At 68.2% G+C, this 20,412-nt stretch carries 17 protein-coding genes; 9 read left to right on the top strand and 8 right to left on the bottom strand.

Going from position 1 to position 20,412, the window contains the following annotated elements:
- The first annotated feature begins 19 nt into the window (after positions 1-19).
- Together DM194_RS14000 and DM194_RS13995 are read left to right on the top strand one after the other, a co-directional pair.
- Complete coding sequence (locus DM194_RS14000) at positions 20-799, top strand: 3-hydroxybutyrate dehydrogenase (RefSeq protein ID WP_111068209.1); 780 nt, start codon at positions 20-22, stop codon at positions 797-799.
- Between the two features lie 83 nt (positions 800-882).
- Positions 883-2,085: an ABC transporter substrate-binding protein gene (locus DM194_RS13995; RefSeq protein ID WP_111068208.1), complete on the top strand. Its 1,203-nt coding sequence runs from the start codon at positions 883-885 to the stop codon at positions 2,083-2,085.
- A gap of 58 nt (positions 2,086-2,143) precedes the next feature.
- On the opposite strand, the gene DM194_RS13990 is transcribed toward DM194_RS13995, so the two are convergent.
- The gene (locus DM194_RS13990; protein WP_111068207.1) at positions 2,144-3,472 is read right to left on the bottom strand and encodes a solute carrier family 23 protein; all 1,329 of its coding nucleotides are present in this window, start codon (positions 3,470-3,472) and stop codon (positions 2,144-2,146) included.
- A 585-nt stretch (positions 3,473-4,057) separates the two neighbouring features.
- Here DM194_RS13990 and DM194_RS13985 point away from each other — a divergent pair.
- A complete protein-coding gene (locus tag DM194_RS13985; RefSeq protein ID WP_111068206.1) occupies positions 4,058-4,396 on the top strand; it encodes a hypothetical protein in 339 nt (112 codons plus the stop codon).
- A gap of 150 nt (positions 4,397-4,546) precedes the next feature.
- Here DM194_RS13985 and DM194_RS13980 read toward each other — a convergent pair whose 3' ends face one another.
- On the bottom strand, positions 4,547-6,046 hold the full coding sequence (locus DM194_RS13980; protein ID WP_111068205.1) for a CoA-acylating methylmalonate-semialdehyde dehydrogenase: 1,500 nt from the start codon (positions 6,044-6,046) through the stop codon (positions 4,547-4,549).
- A gap of 119 nt (positions 6,047-6,165) precedes the next feature.
- Complete coding sequence (aptA, locus tag DM194_RS13975) at positions 6,166-7,527, bottom strand: omega-aminotransferase AptA (protein WP_111068204.1); 1,362 nt, start codon at positions 7,525-7,527, stop codon at positions 6,166-6,168.
- Between the two features lie 149 nt (positions 7,528-7,676).
- Here aptA and DM194_RS13970 point away from each other — a divergent pair, with 149 nt between their 5' ends.
- Positions 7,677-8,600: a LysR family transcriptional regulator gene (locus DM194_RS13970; protein WP_111068203.1), complete on the top strand. Its 924-nt coding sequence runs from the start codon at positions 7,677-7,679 to the stop codon at positions 8,598-8,600.
- Between the two features lie 119 nt (positions 8,601-8,719).
- The gene (locus DM194_RS13965; protein ID WP_111068202.1) at positions 8,720-9,010 is read left to right on the top strand and encodes a hypothetical protein; all 291 of its coding nucleotides are present in this window, start codon (positions 8,720-8,722) and stop codon (positions 9,008-9,010) included.
- A 101-nt stretch (positions 9,011-9,111) separates the two neighbouring features.
- Here DM194_RS13965 and DM194_RS13960 read toward each other — a convergent pair whose 3' ends face one another.
- The 5 genes from DM194_RS13960 to DM194_RS13940 all read right to left on the bottom strand — a co-directional run bounded on the left by DM194_RS13960 (position 9,112) and on the right by DM194_RS13940 (position 16,240).
- Positions 9,112-9,294, bottom strand: a complete 183-nt coding sequence (locus DM194_RS13960) for an EAL domain-containing protein (RefSeq protein WP_111068201.1) — start codon at positions 9,292-9,294, stop codon at positions 9,112-9,114.
- A 104-nt stretch (positions 9,295-9,398) separates the two neighbouring features.
- A complete protein-coding gene (locus tag DM194_RS13955) occupies positions 9,399-10,223 on the bottom strand; it encodes a universal stress protein (RefSeq protein WP_246024401.1) in 825 nt (274 codons plus the stop codon).
- Positions 10,224-10,471: 248 nt separating this feature from the next.
- The gene (locus DM194_RS13950; protein WP_111068199.1) at positions 10,472-12,259 is read right to left on the bottom strand and encodes an acyl-CoA dehydrogenase C-terminal domain-containing protein; all 1,788 of its coding nucleotides are present in this window, start codon (positions 12,257-12,259) and stop codon (positions 10,472-10,474) included.
- A gap of 11 nt (positions 12,260-12,270) precedes the next feature.
- Positions 12,271-14,577: a 3-hydroxyacyl-CoA dehydrogenase/enoyl-CoA hydratase family protein gene (locus tag DM194_RS13945; protein ID WP_111068198.1), complete on the bottom strand. Its 2,307-nt coding sequence runs from the start codon at positions 14,575-14,577 to the stop codon at positions 12,271-12,273.
- A gap of 118 nt (positions 14,578-14,695) precedes the next feature.
- Positions 14,696-16,240, bottom strand: a complete 1,545-nt coding sequence (locus tag DM194_RS13940) for a fatty acyl-CoA synthetase (protein WP_111068197.1) — start codon at positions 16,238-16,240, stop codon at positions 14,696-14,698.
- Positions 16,241-16,438: 198 nt separating this feature from the next.
- Between DM194_RS13940 and DM194_RS13935 the strand changes: the two genes are divergently transcribed.
- From DM194_RS13935 to DM194_RS13920, 4 genes are read left to right on the top strand one after another with little or no spacing between them, the layout of a single operon-like run.
- Complete coding sequence (locus tag DM194_RS13935) at positions 16,439-17,137, top strand: TetR/AcrR family transcriptional regulator (RefSeq protein ID WP_246024400.1); 699 nt, start codon at positions 16,439-16,441, stop codon at positions 17,135-17,137.
- A 35-nt stretch (positions 17,138-17,172) separates the two neighbouring features.
- Entirely contained in the window at positions 17,173-18,177 is a 1,005-nt protein-coding gene (locus DM194_RS13930) for a 3-hydroxyacyl-CoA dehydrogenase NAD-binding domain-containing protein (RefSeq protein ID WP_111068196.1), read from the top strand.
- A gap of 55 nt (positions 18,178-18,232) precedes the next feature.
- Entirely contained in the window at positions 18,233-19,165 is a 933-nt protein-coding gene (gene kce, locus DM194_RS13925; protein ID WP_111068195.1) for a 3,5-dioxohexanoate:acetyl-CoA acetone transferase, read from the top strand.
- A 37-nt stretch (positions 19,166-19,202) separates the two neighbouring features.
- Positions 19,203-20,408, top strand: a complete 1,206-nt coding sequence (locus DM194_RS13920; RefSeq protein WP_111068194.1) for an ABC transporter substrate-binding protein — start codon at positions 19,203-19,205, stop codon at positions 20,406-20,408.
- Positions 20,409-20,412: the final 4 nt, after the last annotated feature.

Genomic DNA, 20,412 nt, shown 5'->3' with positions numbered 1-20,412 from the left:
CCTGATCGAGGGACGATAAATGCAGAACAGAAACGCCGTCGTCACCGGTTCCACCAGCGGAATCGGGCTGGCGACAGTGCGGGAACTGGCCGGCCGGGGCTGCAATGTGATGGTCAACGGCTTCGGCGACCGCGCCGAGATCGACCGGACCTGCGCCGGGATCGCGGAGCAAAGCGGAACCCGGATCGTCTATTCGGGGGCCGACCTCAGCCGGCCGGAGGAGGCCCGCGCCATGATGGCGGAGGCCGCCGACCTGCTGGGACCGGTGGACATCCTGGTGAACAACGCCGGCATCCAGCATGTCGCCGCCCTGCACGAGTTCCCCGACGACAAATGGGATCTGCTGCTGGCGGTCAACCTGAGCGCCGCGTTCCACACCATCAAGGCGGCCGTGCCGGCGATGCGCGAGCGGGGCTGGGGACGCATCGTCAACACCGCCTCCGTGCTGGGCATGGTCGGCGCTCCGCACAAGCCCGCCTATGTCGCCGCCAAGCATGGCATCATCGGCCTGACCAAATCGGTGTCGATCGAGCTCGCCCCCCATGGCATCACCTGCAACGCGGTGTGTCCCGGCACGGTGCTGACCCCCATCATCGAAAAGCAGATCGCCCAGCAGGCGCAGGTCACCGGCCTGCCCGAGGATCAGGTCCTGAAGGCGGTGTTCCTGGAAAAGATGCCGACCGGCCGGCTGATCGGGCCGGAGGAGGTCGCCGCCGCCATCGCCTTCCTCTGTTCCGACGCCGCGGCATCGATCACCGGGGCGGTCATTCCGGTCGACGGCGGCTATACCACCCATTGAGCCGTCGTCCCGGGAGCCTCCGGGCGCCGCCGTCGCCGGCGGCCGCCCCAAGCACCAAGAACTGTCAGAATTGGGAGTGAAACATGCGCAAGTTCCTTCTCGCCGGCGTCGCCCTCGCCACGCTGGCTTCAGGCAGCGCCTATGCCCAGATGTCCGACGACGTCATCAAGATCGGCATGCTGTCGGACCGGTCCGGCATCTACGCCGACATCAACGGTGAAGGGTCGGCCATCGCCGCGAGGATGGCGGCCGAGGAATTCGGCAACGCCATCAACGGCACGAAGATCGAGATCATCGTCGGCGACCACCAGAACAAGGCGGACATCGCCGCCAATCTGGCCCGGCAATGGATCGACACCGAAAAGGTCGACGTCGTCGCCGACGTGCCCAATTCGGCCGCCGCCCTGGCCGTCCAGGGGATCACGCGGGACAAGAAGCGCCTCTTCCTGATGTCCGGTCCCGGCTCCACCGACCTGACGGGCAAGGATTGCAGCCCCTACGGCTTCCAATGGACCTGGGACAACCATGCCGTGGCGTCGGCCACCGCCCGTGCGCTGGTCGAGCAGGGCAGGAAGAGCTGGTACTTCATCACCGCCGATTACGCCTTCGGCCATTCGCTCGAAAACGAAGCGGCCAAAACCGTCAAGGAACTCGGCGGTACGGTCAAGGGCAGCGTGCGCCATCCGCTGGGTGCGTCCGACTTCTCGTCGTTCCTGCTGCAGGCGCAGGCGTCGGGTGCGGACGTGGTGGCCTTCGCCAATGCCGGCGGGGACACCATCAACGGCGTCAAGCAGGCGGCCGAGTTCGGCATTCCCCAAAGCGGCCAGACCTTGGCCGGCCTGTTGCTGAACGTCAACGACATCCACGCGCTCGGCCTGGAGACCTCGCAGGGTCTGATGCTGGCGAACTCCTTCTACTGGGACATGAACGACGAAACCCGCGCCTGGTCGAAGAAGTTCGAGGAACGGACCGGCCGCAAGCCGTCGATGAACCAGGCCGGCGTGTATTCGGCCGTCCGCCATTACCTGAAGGCCGTGCAGGAGGCCGGCACCGACGATGCCGACAAGGTGGCCGCCAAGATGCGCGGCATGCCCATCACCGACATGATGATGAAGGAGGCGAAGATCGCCGACAATGGCCGCATCTTCGCCGACATGTATCTGGCGCAGGTCAAGACGCCGGCCGAATCAGAACACGCCTGGGATTACTTCAAGATCGTCAAGACCGTTCCCGCCGACCAGGCCTACATCGACCCGAAGAACAGCGGCTGCCCGCTCGTCAAGTAAAGCGAAACGGGGAGCGCGGACGCGCTCCCCTTCCGCTCTGCTCTCGCTCCATGGAGCGTCAGTGGAGCGTCGCCTTGGATTCCGGCTGGGGCGCGGTGTGGGAGATCTCGCGCGAACGCCCGATCCCGAGCAGCTGGTAGAGGCCGATCGCCGCGACGGTCGCGGTGCCGATGCCGCCGATGGAGAAGGCGCCGTTGGAAATGGTGAAGTCGCCGGCGCCGAGAACCAGCGTCACGCCGACGGTGATCAGGTTGCGCGGATCGGAGAAGTCGACGCGGTTGTCGACCCACAGGCGCACCATCGCCGCGGCGATCAGGCCGAAGACGACCGTCGCCAGCCCGCCCAGCACCGGGGCGGGAATCGTCCGCAGCAGGGCGCCGAACTTCGGCGAGAAGCCCAGAAAGATCGCGGCGACCGCGGCGACAACGAAGATGAGCGTGGAGAAGACGCGGGTGACCGCCATCACGCCCATGTTCTCGACATAGGTCGTGACCCCGGTGCCGCCGCCGCTGCCCGAGACGATGGTGGCGATGCCGTCGCCGATGAAGCCGCGGCCGATGTAGCGGTCGAGGTTGCGCCCGGTCATGGCGCCGATGGCCTTGATGTGGCCGAGATTTTCGGCGACCAGGATGAAGGCGATCGGGGCGATGAGGGCCATGGCGCCGGCATCGAAGCTGGGCGTGCGGAACTCCGGCATGCCGAACCACGGCGCGGCGGCCAGTTCCGCGAAGTTGACCGGCGGCAGCAGGCCGAACCCGTTGCCCAGCACGAGATAGAAGACATAGCCCGCCGCGATGCCGGCGAGGATCGAGAGCCGCCGGATGGCCAGCGGGGCATAGACGGCGATGAGGGCGGTGGCGACCAGGGTGAACAGGGCGACCAGGGTGTGCGGACCCGTTCCCTGGATGCCCTGGACGGCGACCGGAGCCAGGTTGAGGCCGATCGCCGCGCCCACCGCGCCGGTGACCGCCGGCGGCATCAGCCGCTCGATCCAGCCGGTGCTGGTGTAGGTCACCAGCATGCCGATGAGGACATAGAGCACGCCGGCCGCGATGATGCCGCCGAGCGCCGGCCCGATGTTCGGGTTGGCGCCCTGGCCGCTGTACCCCGTCACCGCGATCACCACGGCGATGAACGAGAAGGACGAGCCGAGATAGCTCGGTACGCGCCCGGCGGTGAGCACGAGGAACAGCAGCGTGCCGATGCCGGAAAACAGGACCGCGAGGTTTGGATCAAACCCCATCAGCAACGGCCCGAGGATGGTCGAGCCGGACATGGCGACCAGATGCTGGATGCCGAGCGTCATCGTCGAGCCCCAGGGAAGGCGCTCGTCCGGCTGGACGACGGGGCCGGTCGCAAGCGGCCAACGGGGGAAGAAATCTGCCATGGAGGTTCTGTCCGAAGCTGTGTGGAAAGGCGCCCTTGCCGGGAAAATGTTCAGGCCATGCCAAGCCGAAAATTGTCTATCTGGTAAGGTCGGGCAATCGGGGCGCTTTCCGTGGGAACGACGCCCGCTTTTTGGCGTCCGCGACGCCGTTGCGCCACATCTTTATGCACACTGCCGCTTTTACGGCCGCGCAAAGCACCGGATACCGGCGGATGTGCTTTCCAGGACCGCTTCCCAAAGGAAATAGGTCGTAGAGGCAAGTGCTCGCAAAGGTCGAATTGAGGTGTTTTGGAGCCAATATCAAGATTATGATGATTTTATACAGTCTTCTGCGCCATTTTCAAAAAATATGAACGAAATAGCGAGCGCAATCGATTGGCAGAACTCAATCGAGTGCTATCACTTCTGCATAATGTCCATTGCAAACTGTCTTTCGGGCCACCAATTGTGGTCTATTGGCGACACACCAGGCGTGCTCATTTTTGCTGTGGTTCGTAAATCCGGGGCTCTTCCTGGTGTGACTCGATCCGGACGGCATGGCCGCGGCCATTGCCGACACAACCGGCCCAAATCGGAGATCTCCCCATGGATGCCCGCACAAGGCTTGCCTTCTTCATTCTGAAAACCCGCGTCGGTTGGATCGTCCGTGTGGACGGCTACGTCTATCCACCCTGCGCAAGTCAGGCTGATGCGCTCGCCAAAGCCATTCGTGAAGCCCGGGCGGCGGAGCGGCTCGGTTTCGCCAGTGTCGTGCTGGCGCAATCGGCGGCAGGGGAGCGCTGCCACGTCCGCTGGACCTGTGCGCCTATGGTCGGACCGTCACAGGCGGTTGAAGCTTCACCGCTTCCGGCGGCTCCGGCCATGGCGGACCTCCTGAAGTCCGTTTCCGCATCGGCCAAATCCACACCGGAGGAGCGCCTTTGACCGGCGGCTGGCCGATGCAGCCGCCGATGCAGCCGATGTCCGCATCTCAGCCAGCCGCGTAATACCGAGCATGAAGACGCTGTTGCGACGCCGGCGCCCCCACCGGCACCGGCGTCGCGGCAGACAAAGCTGTACTACCTCAAAGCCGCTTTACTTCATGGATGGGAAGGCGAACTGGGCGCCCTCGCGGAGCCCGCCGGTCGGCCAGCGCTGGGTGATGGTCTTGCGCCGGGTGTAGAAGCGCACGCCGTCCGGCCCATAGGCCGACAGATCGCCGAACAGCGATCGCTTCCAGCCGCCGAAGCTGTGGTAGGCGACCGGCACCGGCAGCGGCACGTTGATGCCGACCATGCCGACCTTGATCATGTCGCCGAAATAGCGGGCGGCCTCGCCGTCGCGGGTGAACAGGCAGGTGCCGTTGCCGTACTCGTGGGCGTCGATCAGGTCCATGCCCTCCTGCATCGTCTTGACCCGGACGAGGCAGAGGACCGGTCCGAAGATCTCTTCCCGATAGATGGTCATGTCCGGGGTGACGCGGTCGAACAGGCAGCCGCCCAGGAAGTTGCCGTTCTCATGCCCCGGCACCACCAGCCCGCGGCCGTCCACCACCAGCTCCGCCCCCTCGGCGACGCCCTGGTCGACATAGGCCTTGACCTTCTCGTAATGCGCGCGGGTGACCAGCGGTCCCATCTCGCAGCCGGCCGAGGTTCCGGCGCCGACCTTCAGGTCGCGCAGCGCCGCCGACAGCTTGTCCTTCAGCCGGTCGGCCACCTCGTCGCCCACCGCCACCACGACGGAGATCGCCATGCAGCGCTCGCCGCAGGAACCGTAGGCCGCACCCATCAGCGCGCTGACCGCGTTGTCGAGGTCGGCGTCAGGCATGACGATGGCGTGGTTCTTGGCCCCGCCCAGCGCCTGCACCCGCTTGCCCTTCGCGCTTGCGGTCGAATAGACATACTCGGCGATGGGGGTGGAGCCGACGAAGCTGACGCCCTGCACCCGCGGATCGGTCAGCAGCGTGTCCACCGCCTCCTTGTCGCCATTGACGACGTTCAGCACGCCCGGCGGCAACCCGGCCTGCTCTGCCAGCTGGGCGATGAGCAGGGCGGAGCTGGGGTCGCGCTCCGACGGCTTCAGGACGAAGGTGTTCCCGCAGGCGATGGCGATGGGGTACATCCACAGCGGGACCATCGCCGGGAAATTGAACGGCGTGATGCCGGCGACGACGCCCAGCGGCTGGAACTCCGACCAGCTGTCGATGGCCGGGCCGACATTCTTGGAGAACTCGCCCTTCAGCAGTTCCGGCACGCCGCAGGCATATTCAACATTCTCGATGCCGCGGGTCAGCTCGCCGAAGGCGTCGTCCAGGACCTTGCCGTGCTCCGCCGTGATCAGCGCGCAGATGCGGTCGGCATTCTCCTCCAGCAGCTGCTTGAAGCGGAACATGATGCGGGCGCGCTTGGCCGGCGGCGTGGCGCGCCAGGCCGGAAACGCGGCCTCGGCGGCGGCGATGGCCTCTTCCACGGTGGCACGCGACGCCAAGGCGACCTGACCGGCCACGTCACCGGTGGCGGGATTGACGATGTCGGCGGTGCGGCTGTCGGCCGGGGCTTCGGTCTTGCCGCCGATCAGATGCGGAACGATAGGCATGGGGCGGTTCCTGAGGGTGTTTGTCTTTGCGAAGTCGGACCCCCCACCCATCCTCCCCCGCCGGGCGGAGGAGGGAAGGGTGAGGGCAGTGCTCGGCCGTTGCTCTTCGGCCGCGGCCCTTACGCCGTCGCCTGGATGGCGTCGGCGACGACGTCGAACAGGCGGTCGAGGTCGGCCGGCTCGCTGTGGAAATGCGGGCCGAACTGGAGCGTATCGCCGCCGAAGCGCACGTAATAGCCGGCTTTCCAGCACTTCTCGCCGATCTCGTAGGGCCGGCGGGCCGGCTCGCCCGGAAGCGGCGCGATGGTGACGGCGCCCGTCAGGCCGTAGTTGCGGATGTCGGCGACGTTCTTCAGCCCCTTCAGCCCGTGGATCAGGTTTTCGAAATGCGGCGCCAGCGCCGCCGCCTTTTCCCACAGCTTCTCCCGCTCGAAGATGTCGAGCGCGGCCAGACCGGCGGCGCAGGCGACCGGATGGGCGGAATAGGTGTAGCCGTGCGGGAACTCCACCATGTATTCCGGCCCGCCATTGTCCATGAAGGCCTGGTAGATGTCGCGCTTCGCCACGACGGCCCCCATCGGGACGGCGCCGTTGGTCAGGCCCTTGGCGACGTTCATCATGTCCGGCACCACGCCGAAGGCATCGGCGCCGAAGGGGGCGCCCATGCGGCCGAAGCCGGTGATGACCTCGTCGAAGATCAGCAGGATGGAATGCTTGTCGCAGATCTCGCGCAGCCGCTGCAGGTAGCCCTTCGGCGGCGGCAGCACGCCGGCCGAGCCGGCCAGCGGCTCGACGATCACCGCGGCGATGTTGGAGGCGTCGTGCAGCGCCACCAGCTCCTCCAGCGCGTCCGCCAGGAAGGCGCCTTCCTCGGGCATGCCCTTCACGAACAGGTTCTGCGGCAGCAGGGTGTGGGGCAGGTGGTCGGCATCGACGCCGGTGCCGAACAGCTTGCGGTTGCCGCCGATGCCGCCCAGGCTGGTGCCGCCGAAATTGACGCCGTGATAGCCCTTGGACCGGCCGATCAGCTTGGTCTTGGTCGGCTGACCCTTCATCCGCCAATAGGCCCGCGCCATCTTCAGCGAGGTGTCGGCCGCCTCGGAGCCCGAGCCGACGAAGAAGACATGGTCGAGGCCGGCCGGGGTCATCGACGCCAGCTTGTGCGCCAGCTTGAAGGCGGCCGGATGCCCGTGCTGGAAGGCCGGGCTGTAATCCAGCTCGGCGATCTGGCGGGCGACCGCTTCGGAGATCTCGCGGCGGCAATGGCCGGCGCCGCTGCACCACAGGCCGGACAGGCTGTCGTAGATCTTGCGGCCTTCGGCGTCCCAGTACCAGCTCCCTTCCGCCTTCACAATCATGCGGGGGTTGTTCTTGAACTGACGGTTGCCGCTGAACGGCATCCAATAGGCGTCGAGTTCCTCGCGCGTCAGTCCGGCAGCCTTGCTGAGGGCGTTGGCATGATCGTTGTCCAGGGGGGCCATCCGCTGTTCTCCCGCATCTGTTGGGTGGCGTCTGTCGGGGGTGCTGTGGGCGGTGAGTGTGCGCGCTTCCAGGTTGCGATTAAATCCAAACTATAAGAACTTCACATAACCCGGTACTTAACTATCCCGCCCCAAACCATGGTCCCCGCATGAGCAAGCCCCCCCGGTCCCTGGCCCCGATCGGCGATGCCGACATCCGGCTGCTGCGCGTGTTCCGAACCGTGGTGGAGTGCGGCGGCTTTTCCGCCGCCGAGGTGGAGTTGAACATCAGCCGGGCGGCGATCAGCCAGCACATGGCGGATCTTGAACGGCGGCTCGGCCTCACGCTCTGCCGTCGCGGTCGGGCGGGCTTCCGGCTGACCGACGAAGGGCATCTGGCCTATGAGGCGAGCTTGCGCCTGCTCGCCAGCGCCGAGAGCTTCCGCAGCGAGATCAACACCGTTCACGGCCGCCTGCGCGGCGAGCTGAACATCGGCATCACCGACAACCTCGTCACCATGCCGCAGATGCGGGTGACCCACGCCCTGCGCAGCCTGAAGCAGCTTGCGCCGGAGGTCCGCGTCAACATCCGCATGATCCCGCCCAATGAAATCGAGCGCGGCGTGCTGGACGGGCAGTTGCACGTCGGCGTCGTTCCCGTGCGCAGAGGCCTGCCGGGGCTGGCGGGCCTTCCGCTCTACCAGGAAGAGTCGCTGCTCTACTGCGGCGACGGCCATCCGCTGTTCGACCATTCCGACGCGGCGGTGACGCGGGAGGCGGTCGAGGCCGCCGACGCCGTGGCCCCGACCCAGGCGCAGCTTCCCCATGAGCTGAACAACACCGCGACGGCGACCGACCGCGAGGGCGTGGCCTTCCTGATCCTCACCGGATGCTATGTCGGCTTTCTGCCCACCCATTACGCCCGGCAATGGGTCGAGCGCGGCATGATGCGGGCGCTGCTGCCCGACACCTACCATCATGCCCTGGAGTTCCAGGTGGTGACCAAGAAGGGCGCGCAACCGAATCTGGTGCTGGAGCGGTTCCTGGAAGTCCTGCGCGGAACCGGAAACGGGGAGGGCGCGGCCGTGGAATGAGGGTCTGCAGGCGACCCTTCATATGCCGGATTGTCCACCATGCGGGAAAGCCGGCTACCGGAAGGGACGTATGCGGAGACCGTCGTCCAGAGTAGGGCGGGAAAGTCTAGGAGACGAACATGGCACAGCCGTCATCGGCCACGATCTTCAAAAACCCTGCGACCGGCCAGACGGAAGCCGTGTCCAACAAGGACGGTCTTTGGGCGTTCCTGGGCGGCCCGTTCTATTTCGCGTCCAAGGGCGAGTGGATGCACAGCGCGATCCATGCGGTTCTGACCGTCATCGGCCTGCTGCTTTGGCCCAGCGGGGCCCTCATGCTGGCGGGGGTCTGGTTCGGTTACGCATGCGCGACACCGACCATTCTGGAAGCGCGCTACAAGCGGCTGGGCTGGCAGCAAATCCCGGCCTGATGGACCCTGTCTGATGGTTCCGGCCTGATGGTTCCGGCCTGATGGATGAGGGTGGGCAGGACGGTGCCCTCGGCTGATCGGCCGGGGTTGGCCCCGGCTTGTCAGCCCGCAACTTGCGGGTGGTCGCGCAACCAACCCTCGAACACCGCCGCCGTCATCGGCCGCGCGATGTGGTACCCCTGCACTTCGTCGCACCCCAGTTCGGACAGCATGTCCAGAGCGGTGAGGGTCTCCACGCCTTCGGCGACGACCCTATAGCCGAGCTGGTGGATCAGGGAAATCATGGCGCTTACCAGCGTGGGGTTGCGGTCCTGGCCGCCGGCCGCGGCGGAGTTCCCGCAATCGGCTGATGAATGCGGGACTCCGATGAACGCGGCGCCTGCCGCGGTCAGTGCGAGACGAGCACCGGCACCCGAAGATCGTCCAGCATTCCCCGTGTGGCGCCGCCCAGGACGAAATCCCTCATCCGGGAATGGCCGAAACCGCCCATGACCAGCAGCCCCGCGCCGACTTCCTGCACATGCGCCTGCAGGATGTCGGCGATGGGTCGGCCGTCGCTCTGCAGCCGGGCCAGCCCGGCATCGATGTCGTGGTCGGCCAGATACTCCGCCAACCGGTCGCCCGCATCTTCCTCCATCGGAACCTTTTCGCCCGCCACCGTGACGATGGTGACGGTTCCGGCGCGGCGCAGGAAGGCGTGGGCGTCGGACACGGCCCGCGCGGCGGCGCTTCCGCCGTCCCAGGCGATCACCACATGGTCCGGGACAATGGCCGGCCCCGCTTCCGGAACCAGAAGGACCGGACGGCCGGACGCGAAGATCACGGCCTCTGCGGTCAGGCGCGAGGTTCCGTCCCGCGGGCCCATCCCGAACAGGACGATGTCGTGATAGCGCGCCTCTCGGGCGATGATCTCCCCGAACTCCGCCGGATAGCGCTCGGCCTCCAGGGTGCGCAGAGGAATCCCCAACGGGTCCAGCTCAGCCTTCATGGCGCCGATCAGGGCCGTCGACCGCGCGCGGCTTCCGGCCTTCGCCTCCCGGATCATCGCGGGTACGTTGATGGCCAGGGTGCCGAGCAGGCTGGATGCATTCGGCAGATCGATGTTGCAGGCGAGAGCGCAGACATCCGCCTGCAGATGCCGGGCATACATCGCCACCTGCCGGGCAATGCTGTCGGGGTTGCCATCGGGATAGGTATGAAGGGGAACGAGCATCCGCATTTTCATGTCGCGTCCTCCCAAAACAGGCTGTGTCAGCCGCTATTGGAGCGCTTCTGGTCGAACCGGTCCCATTGCACAAGGAGAGCAGATCTTCGCGCAATCCGCGTTGACCTGCGTCAACCCGCGTTCTCCCGAAGCCTGGAGTCCGTCGGATGCCTATCCTAGCACCCGAGGGGTCTCCAGGCTTTTGGCTATTCGGTGTGGGTCATGGCTCAGGCATTTCCGCTTGAACCGACCGCATTCTAGCCGTCCAGGGCGGCCAGATCGTCCGTCAGGCCGGGGTCGAACAGGCTGTCGTGGCCACTGCGGATGCGTAGATCCAGCGCCACGGTCTCGGGCAGCAGGCGGTTGGCGAAGACGCGGGCGAGGCCGATCCGTCCGTCCAGATAGGCCCGGTCGTAACCCTCCGGCCGCCGTGCCGCCGCGGTCGCCATCAGTCCCCACATCCAGCCATAGCTCACCAGCGCCATCAGCTTCAGCGTGTCCGCCGCCGCCGCCGCCGGGGCGAGGGGGCTGCGCGCTCCCGCTTCCGCCAGCCATGCCACCACGCCGCGCAGCCGCTCCGCCGCGTCGCGCAACGGGCCGGCGATGTCGCGGGTGAGCGGTTCGGCCTCCAGATCCCTCGCCGCCGCGTCGATGGCCGCGAACAGGCGGGCGACCGGCCGGCCGCCATGCAGCGTCAGCTTGCGCTGCACGAGGTCGAGCGCCTGGACTCCGTTCGTCCCTTCATAGATCTGCGTCGCGCGCACGTCGCGGACCAGCTGCTCGACCCCGTTGTCGCGGATATAGCCGTGACCGCCCATGACCTGCTGGGCCAGCACCGCCGCCTCGAAGCCGAAATCGGTGCCGGCCGCCTTGATGACCGGTGTCAGCAGGGCCGCCCAATCCTCCGCCTCCTCCGCCAATGCGGGATCGCCGCCATGGCGGGCGCGGTCCATCCACAAGGCGGTCCAGGCGGCGAGCGCCCGGCCGGCGTCGGTCAGCGCGCGGGCGGTCAGCACCATCCGCCGCACGTCGGGCAGATGGATGATCGCATCGGCCGGCCGGCCGGGGGTGCGCGGCCCGTCGGGAGCCCGTCCCTGTTCGCGCTCGCGCGCATAGGCCAGGGCGGACTGCGCGGCGCATTCGCCGACGCCGATGCCCTGGATGCCGACGAACAGCCGTTCGTGGTTCATCATGGTGAACATGGCCGGCAGGCCGCGATGCGGCTGCCCCACCATCCAGCCCACCGCCCCTTCGTAGGACACCACGCAGGTGGGCGAGGCGTGCAGGCCCATCTTCTGTTCCGACGACAGCACGGCCCAGCCGTTGCGGGAGCCGTCCGGCAGCCGCTTCGGCACCAGGAACAGGCTGATGCCCCGCGTGCCCGGCGGCGCATCGGGCAGGCGCGCCAGCACCAGATGGACGAGGTTGTCGGTCAGGTCGTGGTCGGCCGAGGAGATGAACATCTTCTGGCCGGTCAGGCGATGGCTGCCGTCCGCCGCCGGCTCCGCCCGCGTGCGCAGCAGGCCGAGATCGGTGCCGGCATGGGGCTCGGTCAGGGCCATGGCGCCGGTCCAGTCGCCGGAGATCATCCGCGGCAGATAGGCATCCTTCAGCGCGTCGCCGGCATGGGCGGCGATGGCGCGGATGGCGCCCTGGGTCAGGCCGGGCACGATGCTGAAGGCGAGGTTGGCGCCGCACACCATCTCCGTCACCAGCGTGTCGAGCAGCGCCGGCATGCCCTGTCCGCCATAGGCGGGATCGCCGGCCAGCCCGTTCCAGCCGCCCTCCCGCCAGGCGCGGTAGGCGTCGCCGAAGCCGGCGGGCATGCGCACGCCATCCGCCTCCACGCGCACCCCCTCCTCGTCGCCGGAACGGTTCAGGGGGAACAGCACCTCCGCGGCGATGCGTCCGGCCTGGGACAGCACGTCGTCGAACAGGTCGCCCGACACCTCGTCCCACCCGGCTTCCGCCAGAATCGCGGGCGCGCGGAGCACCTCATGGACCAGGAAGCGCATGGACTGGATCGGCGGCTGATACACGGACATGGTTCTGCTCCTCAATTCCGCAGGGGCTTGCCGGTGTCCAGCATGTGCCGGATGCGGGCGCGGGTGGCCGGTTCCCGGATCAGGGCGGACAGGGCCTCCCGCTCCAGCGCCGCGAGCGCGTCCTCGTCGACGGGGGTCTGCGGCCCGGCCTCGGGACCGCCGCAGCAGGCGTCGGCCAGCCAGCCCGCGACCACCTCGTCATGGGGGCTGGCCTGCCCGTCCTCCCGCCGGCCGCGGACGATGGCCTGCAGCGCCTCCCGCCCCGCCGGCCCCGGCAGGGTGACGGAGCCGATGCCGGGCGGACGGTAGCCATCGGACAGCGTCAGCGCCTTCGCCTTGGCGTCGCCGAGCAGCCGGTCGCGGCCCATGGTGATGCCGTCCTCCGGCCGCAGATAGCCGAGCGCCCGCGCCTCCAACGCCGAACCGGTGATGCGCGCCCCGGCGATGGTTTCGAAGGCCGCCCGGGCGGTTCCCATCGGGCCTTCGGGCCGGTCGGACCGGCGGCCCCAGCGCAGCAGCAGTTCCGCCGTGCCGCGCCAGCCCGGAATGATGCCGACCTTCAGCTCGACCAGCCCGATATAGGTTTCGGCATGGGCCTGGATCGCGTCGCAATGCAGCAGCACCTCGCAGCCGCCGCCGACCGCCAGCCCGGCCGGCGCGCCGACCACCGGGATGGCGGCGTGCTTCAGGGCGCGGAAGGCCGCTTGCCCCTGATCGACGAAGCGTTCCAGCGCGGCGAAATCCTCCGCCTCCAGCCGCTCGACGAAATAGCCGAGATTGGCCCCGGCGGAGAAGGCGCGCGGATTGTCGTTGTAGAGGACGAGCGCGCGGAATTCCGCCGGCACCCGCTCCGCCGCTTCCGCGACCATGGCGAGGATGCCCTGGTCGATGGCGTTCATCTTGGTGTGGAATTCCAGGCAGGCGACGCCGTCGCCCAGATCCCAGACCGACGCCGATCCGTTGCCGGCGAAGCGCGGCCCGCGCTCCTTCACCTCGGCAAGGTCGGGCATGGCTTGCGGCCTGCGGACCGTCGTCCAGGCTCCGGCGGTGGTTCTGGTCTCCCGCCCGGCGGCGCCACGGCGGTGGAAGCCGCCCTCTGCCGCGGCGGCGGCGAGCAGCGGCGGCACGTCGCGCCCCTCCTCCGCCAGCCGGTCGGCGATGGCGGCGCAGCCGACCCGGTCGGCCAGCGCGAACGGCCCCTCGGCCCAGCCATAGCCGAGCCGCATCGCGGTGTCGATGGCCGCCACGTCGTCGGCGATCTCCCCCGCCACGGCGGCGGCATAGGCGATGCTGTTGGACAGCACGGCCCAGGCATAGCGTCCGGCCGCATCCTCCTGCCGGATCAGCGCCGCCAGATCGCGGTTGGCGGTGGCCTCGGCCTGCGGACGGTACTCCCCGGTGGCGAGGTCCAGCGCCTCGCGCGCCTTGCTGCCGGGGGCGAGGCGGTAGAAGCCGCCCTTGGCCTTGCGCCCGATCCGGCCCTCGGCGATCAGGCGGCGGATCAGCGGCTCGGTGGTCGGATCGTGGCGATGGTGGGCGTCCTCGGGCGGCAGGGCGCCCAGCAGGCTGCCCCAGACCAGCGGCACCAGATCGATGCCGACGAGATCCAGCAGCCCGAAGATGCCCGTGCGCGGCACGCCGAACGGCGCGCCGGCCACGGCGTCCGCCTGCTCCACCGTCAGGCCGTGGCGCAGCGCCTCGATGGCGGCGACCGACATCCAATGGCAACCCAGCCGGTTGGCGATGAAGGCCGGCGTGTCGCGGCAGTCGACCACGGTCTTGCCCAGCACCCTCTCCGCGGCATCGCGGACCAGGGCGGCGGTTTCCGGCGCGGTGCCGGGGCCGGCGACCAGCTCCATCAGCCGCATGTGGCGCGGCGGGTTGAAGAAATGGGTGATGAGGAAGTCGCGGCGGAAGGCCTCCGACGCCCCCTCCGTCAACTGCGCCAGCGGGATGGTGGAGGTGTTGGAGGATACCGCCGCCCCCGGCTTGCGCAGCCCGTCCAGCCGGGCGAACAGCCGGCGCTTGATCTCCGGATCCTCCACCACCGCCTCGACGATCCAGTCGGCGTCGGCGACGGCGGCCAGATCGTCCTCGATGCAGCCGACACTCACCAGATTCGCGGCGGACGGGGCCATGAAGCCCTGCGCCTTCAACTGCCGTTCCAGGCCGGCACGGGCCGGGGCGGCACGGTCTTCGCCGGGGCCGGCGACGTCGAGCAGCAGAACCGGCACGCCGCCGTTGGCGAACTGCGCGGCGATGCCCGATCCCATGGATCCGGCGCCGATCACCGCGGCCTTGCGGATGGTTCCTTCCATCACGCGCGCTCCGGGAGGGTGGCGGGCAGGCGGGTGCGGCCCGCGGCGAAGGCGTGGTTCATCGCTTTCGATCCTTGAATACGGCCTGGAGTGTGGCCCGTAGTGCGGCCAATGGGGCTCAGGCGCCGTAGGACTTGCGCAGTTCGCGCTTCAGCAGCTTGCCGGCGGTGTTGCGGGGCAGGGTGTCGAGGAACTCGATCCGCTTCGGCACCTTGAAATGGGCCAGATGCTGGCGGACATGGGCGACCAGTTCCTCCTCCGTCGCGGTCTGGCCGTCGCGCAGAACGACGAAGGCGCTGATCGCCTCGATCCATTTCGGGTCGGGCAGGGCGACCACCGCCACCTCCGCCACCGCGGGATGGGTGTAGATCGCCTCCTCCACCTCGCGGCTGGCGACCAGGACGCCGCCGGTGTTGATGACGTCCTTGATGCGGTCGACGATGTAGAGATAGCCCTCCTCGTCGAAATAGCCGACGTCGCCGGAATGGAACCAGCCGCCGGTGAAGGCCTCCGCCGTTTCCTGCTCCTTGCCCCAATAGCCGACCATCAGCTGGGGAGAGCGGTGGACGATCTCGCCATGGGTGCCGGGGGGCACGTCGTTCATGTCGGGATCGACGACGCGCGTCTCGACGTTCAGCACCGGACGCCCGGCCGAGGCGGGGCGCGCCTCATGCTCCTCCGGCCGCAGGACGGTGGCGAGCGGCCCGATCTCGCTCTGGCCGTAGCAGTTGAAGGCCTGGGCGCCGGGCAGCCGCTGGCGCAGCTCCTGCAGCACCGGCACCGGCATGATCGACGCGCCGTAATAGAGCTTGCGCAGCGAGGACAGGTCATGCGCGTCGAAATCGGCATGGCGCAGCAGCCCGACCCAGACCGTCGGCGGCGCGAAGAAGGAGGTGATGCCGTGGCGCTCGATCAGCTCCAGGCAGCGCTTCAGCGCCGGGGCCTGGATCAGCCGCGTCGTCGCGCCGATCAGCAGCTGCGGCATGACGAACACATGCATCTGCGCCGAATGGTAGAGCGGCAGCGCCGCCAGCGAGCGGTCGTCCTGGTCCAGGCGGCAGCTGTAGATGCAGCTCTGATACTCCGCCAGCAGCGCGCCATGCGTCATCATCGCGCCCTTCGGCGCCGCCGTGGTGCCGGAGGTGTAGAGAAGCTGCGCCACGTCATCGGCGCGCACCGCCGTATCGACCTCCGCCGGGGCGGTTTCGTCGAGCGCCACCGCCAGGATGTCCAGGCCGCCGGCATCGCCGTCCGTCAGCGTGCCGAACCGCTCCACCCGGCCGGCGGCGCGCACGCCCTCCAGGTTCGCGGCGAGGTCGGGATCGTGCAGCACCATGCGGGAGCCCGACTGCTCGACGATGTAGGACAGTTCCTCGCCGGTCAGGGCGTAGTTGATCGGCACATGGATGAAGCCGCCGATGGCGCAGCCGAGCCAGGCGATCATATAGGCGTCGGAGTTGCGGCCATAGGCCGCCACCCGGTCGCCGGGACGCATGCCCAGGTCGCCAAGCCGGCGGGCCACCCGCAGCGCGGCCCGGTGCAGGCCGGAAAAGCTCCAGTCCCGCTCCTCGTAGGAGAGGGCGGTTCGCGTGGCATTGCGTCGGGCGCTGCGGGCAAGCGCTGCGCCGATGCTGTCGGTCCGGGCGGTGGCGATGCTGTCCATGCGTTCCTCTCCCTTAATGTTCGCCCACTCAACATACTTGTTGGAAGGCATGTTACTTGAGAGTAGGATGAGGCAGATTGATGCGTCGGTCAACAGTGTGTGTGGCGATCAATATGGCCCGGCCGGTGCGCCTGTTGTTGCGCTCTTTGGCCTGATGGACAGAAGCGGAGGGGAGTGCCAAGGCTGGGGAATGGGTGCGTGCCGGAAGGGAGTGACGACGCGATGCAGGAAGCCGCGATGCAGGACAGTGGGGACAGCGGATCGCCATGGAAGGCTGCCGCCGACCGCCAGACGGAGCGGGAGGCGAAGCGCATCGCCGTGCTGCGGACGGCGGCGCGGGCCTTCAACGAGATGGGCTACCACAATACCTCGCTGGACGACATCGCGCGGCGCCTGAACGTCACCAAGCCGACCATCTACTATTACGTCCGCAACAAGGAGGAGATCCTCTTCGAGTGCGTGCGCATCGGGCTGGAGATGCTCGACGAGGCCTCCAACGACGTGGCCGGCCATGACGGCAGCGCCTATGGCGAGCTGATCGCGGTGATGCGCAAATATGCGGAGATCGTCACCATGGATTTCGGCATGTGCGTGATCCGCGTCGGCGAGGAACCGCTCACCGAGGAAAGCCGCCGCACGCTGCGGTCCCTGAAGCGCAGCATCGACCGCAAGTTCCGCCGCCTGATCGAACGCGGCATCGCCGAGGGCTGCATCGCGCCCTGCGACCCGAAGATCGCCGCCTTCACCGTGGCGGGCGCCCTCAGCTGGATCGCCCGCTGGTATCGGCCCAACGGCGGGCTCAGCCCCCACGACATCGCCGCCCAGTCCATCGACCTGCTGATGAACGGCCTCGGCAAAACGCCCGGGCAAAACCAGAACATCCGGGGAGGACCATGACAGCAAATCCACCGGCCGATCCACCGGCCAATAGAATGGCCGACCGGGCCGGCACCCGATCGGAGCTACAGGGGCCGGCGGCCCCCGATCCCGGCGCGGTCGGGCGCGTCGCCGTCATCGGCGCCGGCACCATCGGCGCCAGCTGGGCGGCGGTGTTCCTGTCCAGGGGGATGAGCGTCGCCGTCAGCGACCCCAACCCCGCCGCGGAAGCGGCGGTGCGCGGCCTGATCGCCCAAGCCTGGCCGGCGCTGGAGCGGCTGGGTCTCGCCCCCGGCGCCGATCCGGAGAAGTGGAGCTTCCACACCGACCCGCGCGACGCGGCGCGCGGCGCCCGCTTCGTCCAGGAGAACGCGCCGGAGCGCCACGAGGTCAAGCGCGCGCTCTACGCCGCGCTGGAGGAGGCGCTGGACAACGACGTGATCGTGGCCTCCAGCACTTCCGGCCTGATGATGAGCGAGCTGCAGCAGGGCTGCCGGGTGCCGGGGCGCTTCGCTGTCGGCCATCCCTTCAACCCGCCGCACCTGATCCCGCTGGTGGAGGTCGTCGGCGGCCGGGACACGGCTGCCGGCACGATCGAATGGCTGCTCGCCTTCTACCGCGCGGTCGGCAAGCGCCCGATCCGCCTGAACCGCGAGGTGCCCGGCCATCTCGCCAACCGCCTGCAGGCGGCGCTCTGGCGCGAGGCGGTCCATGCGGTCGCCAGCGGGCTGGCCAGCGTGGAGGATGTGGACACCGCCATCGCCGAAGGGCCGGGCCTGCGCTGGGCGATCATGGGCCCGAACATGATCTTCAATCTCGCGGGCGGCGCGGGCGGAATGTCGCATTTCCTCGACCACATCGGCCCGGCGATGGAGGACTGGTGGCGGGATCTCGGCACCCCGGCATTGACGCCGGAGCTGCGCGACCAGCTGACCGCCGGCATGCGGGAGGCGCTGCACGGCCGGTCGCAGGCCGATCTGGCGCAGGAGCGCGACCGGCTGCTCCTGGCGCTTATCGAGACGCTCCAGCAGGAACGGCGGAGCCTGCGCAGCGGCTCCTGACCGCACCCGACATCACCGAAAAGACATCACGGTAAACAAAGGGAGGGAAAACCCGATGAAGCGCGCCGACAAGGTCATCATCACCTGTGCCGTGACCGGCTCGATCCATACGCCGACCATGTCGCCCCACCTGCCGGTCACGCCGGACGAGATCGCCCGCGATGCCGTGGCGGCGGCGGAGGCCGGTGCGGCGATGCTCCACCTGCACGCCCGCGACCCGGAAACCGGCAAGCCCTCGCCCTCGCCCGACCTGTTCATGGAGTTCCTGCCGCGCATCAAGCAGCAGACCGACGCCATCCTGAACATCACCACCGGCGGCGGGCTGGGCATGACGCTGGACGAGCGGCTGGCCGCGGCCAAGCGGGCGCAGCCGGAAGTGGCGTCGATGAACATGGGCTCGATGAACTTCAACATCTCCGGCGCCGTGTCGAAGTTCGGCAGCTTCAAGCACGGCTGGGAGAAGCCCTATCTGGAGTCGACCACCGACTTCATCCTGTCCAACACCTTCGCCCAGATCGAACGCGGCATGCGCGAGCTGGGCGACGCCGGCACCCGGTTCGAGTTCGAGTGCTACGACGTCGGCCATCTCTACAATCTCGCGCATTTCGCCGACCGCGGCATCGTCAAGCCGCCCTTCTTCACGCAATGCATCTTCGGCATCCTCGGCGGCATCGGCCCCGATCCTGAAAATCTGATGCACATGAAGGCCACGGCCGACCGGCTGTTCGGCAACGACTATTGCCTGTCGGTGCTGGCCGCCGGCCGCCACCAGATGTCCTTCGTCACGCTGAGCGCCATCCTCGGCGGCAACGTCCGCGTCGGGTTGGAGGACAGCCTCTATGCCGGCCGCGGCAAGCTGGCGACCTCCAACGCCGAGCAGGTCGCCAGGATCCGCCGCATCCTGGAGGAACTGAGCCTGGAGATCGCCACGCCGGAAGAGGCGCGCGCGATGCTGCAGACCAAGGGCGGCGACAACGTCGCCTTCTGACCACCCGAGAAAAACCAACCAACAGGGAGGGAAAATCATGAAACGCTGGATTCTGGCCGCCGGGGTCTGTTCCGCGGCGCTGATCGCCGGGGCCGCACACGCCCAGATCTCCGATGACAAGGTCAAGATCGCCGTCCTCAACGACATGAGCGGCGTCTATGCCGACCCGACCGGCATGGGCTCGGTCGAGGCGGTGCGCATGGCGGTGGAGGAGATGGGCGGCAAGGTCGCCGGCAAGCCGATCGAGGTGATCTTCGCCGACCACCAGAACAAGCCGGACATCGGCGCGTCGCTGGTCAACAAGTGGATCGACACCGAGCAGGTGGACGTGATCGTCGACGTCCCGACCTCCTCCGTTGCCCTGGCGGTGCAGGACATCACCAAGCGCAAGAACCGCGTCTTCCTGATCTCCGGCGGCGGCGCCGCGCAGCTGACCGGCGAGGCCTGTTCGCCGACCACCGCCCACTGGACCTACGACACCTATGCGCTGGCCCAGGGCATGGGCAAGGCGGGCGCCAAGATGCTGGGCGACAGCTGGCACTTCCTGACCGTGGACTATGCCTTCGGCCATGCGCTGGAGCAGTCGCTGACCGAGGTGCTGAAGGCCAACGGCGCCAAGATCACCGGCTCCGTCCGGCATCCGCTGAACACCGCCGACTTCTCCTCCTACCTGCTGCAGGCGCAGGGGTCGGGGGCGAAGGTCATCGCGCTCGCCAATGCCGGCGGCGACACCGCCAACTCGATCAAGCAGGCGCAGGAGTTCGGCCTGCCGCAGGGCGGGCAGACCTTGGCCAGCCTGCTGATGTTCCCCACCGACGTGCATTCCCTCGGGCTGAAGGCGGCGCAGGGGCTGGTGCTGATGGATGGCTGGAACGCCGACCGCGACGACGACAGCCGCGCCTTCGCCAAGGCCTATATGGCCCGGACCGGCAAGATGCCCAGCATGATCCAGACCGGCAGCTATTCCGCCGTGCGCCATTACCTGAAGGCCATCGAGGCCGCCGGCACCGACGAGGCCAAGGCGGTGGTGGCGAAGATGCGCGAGACGCCGGTGAACGACGCCTTCGCCAAGGGCGGCAAGCTGCGCGCCGACGGCCGCATGGTCCACGACATGTACCTGATGCAGGTGAAGTCCCCGGAAGAGTCCAAGGGGCCGTGGGACTATTACAAGGTGCTGACCACCATTCCGGGCGACGAGGCCTATCGCCCGATGGACAAGGGCGGCTGCCCGCTGGTGAAGTAACCCG

It is taken from the genome of Azospirillum ramasamyi (assembly GCF_003233655.1).
Taxonomy (GTDB): Bacteria; Pseudomonadota; Alphaproteobacteria; order Azospirillales; family Azospirillaceae; genus Azospirillum; species Azospirillum ramasamyi.
The sequence above is the reverse complement of the archived record's forward strand: the minus strand, read 5'-3'. Positions and strand labels throughout refer to the sequence as shown.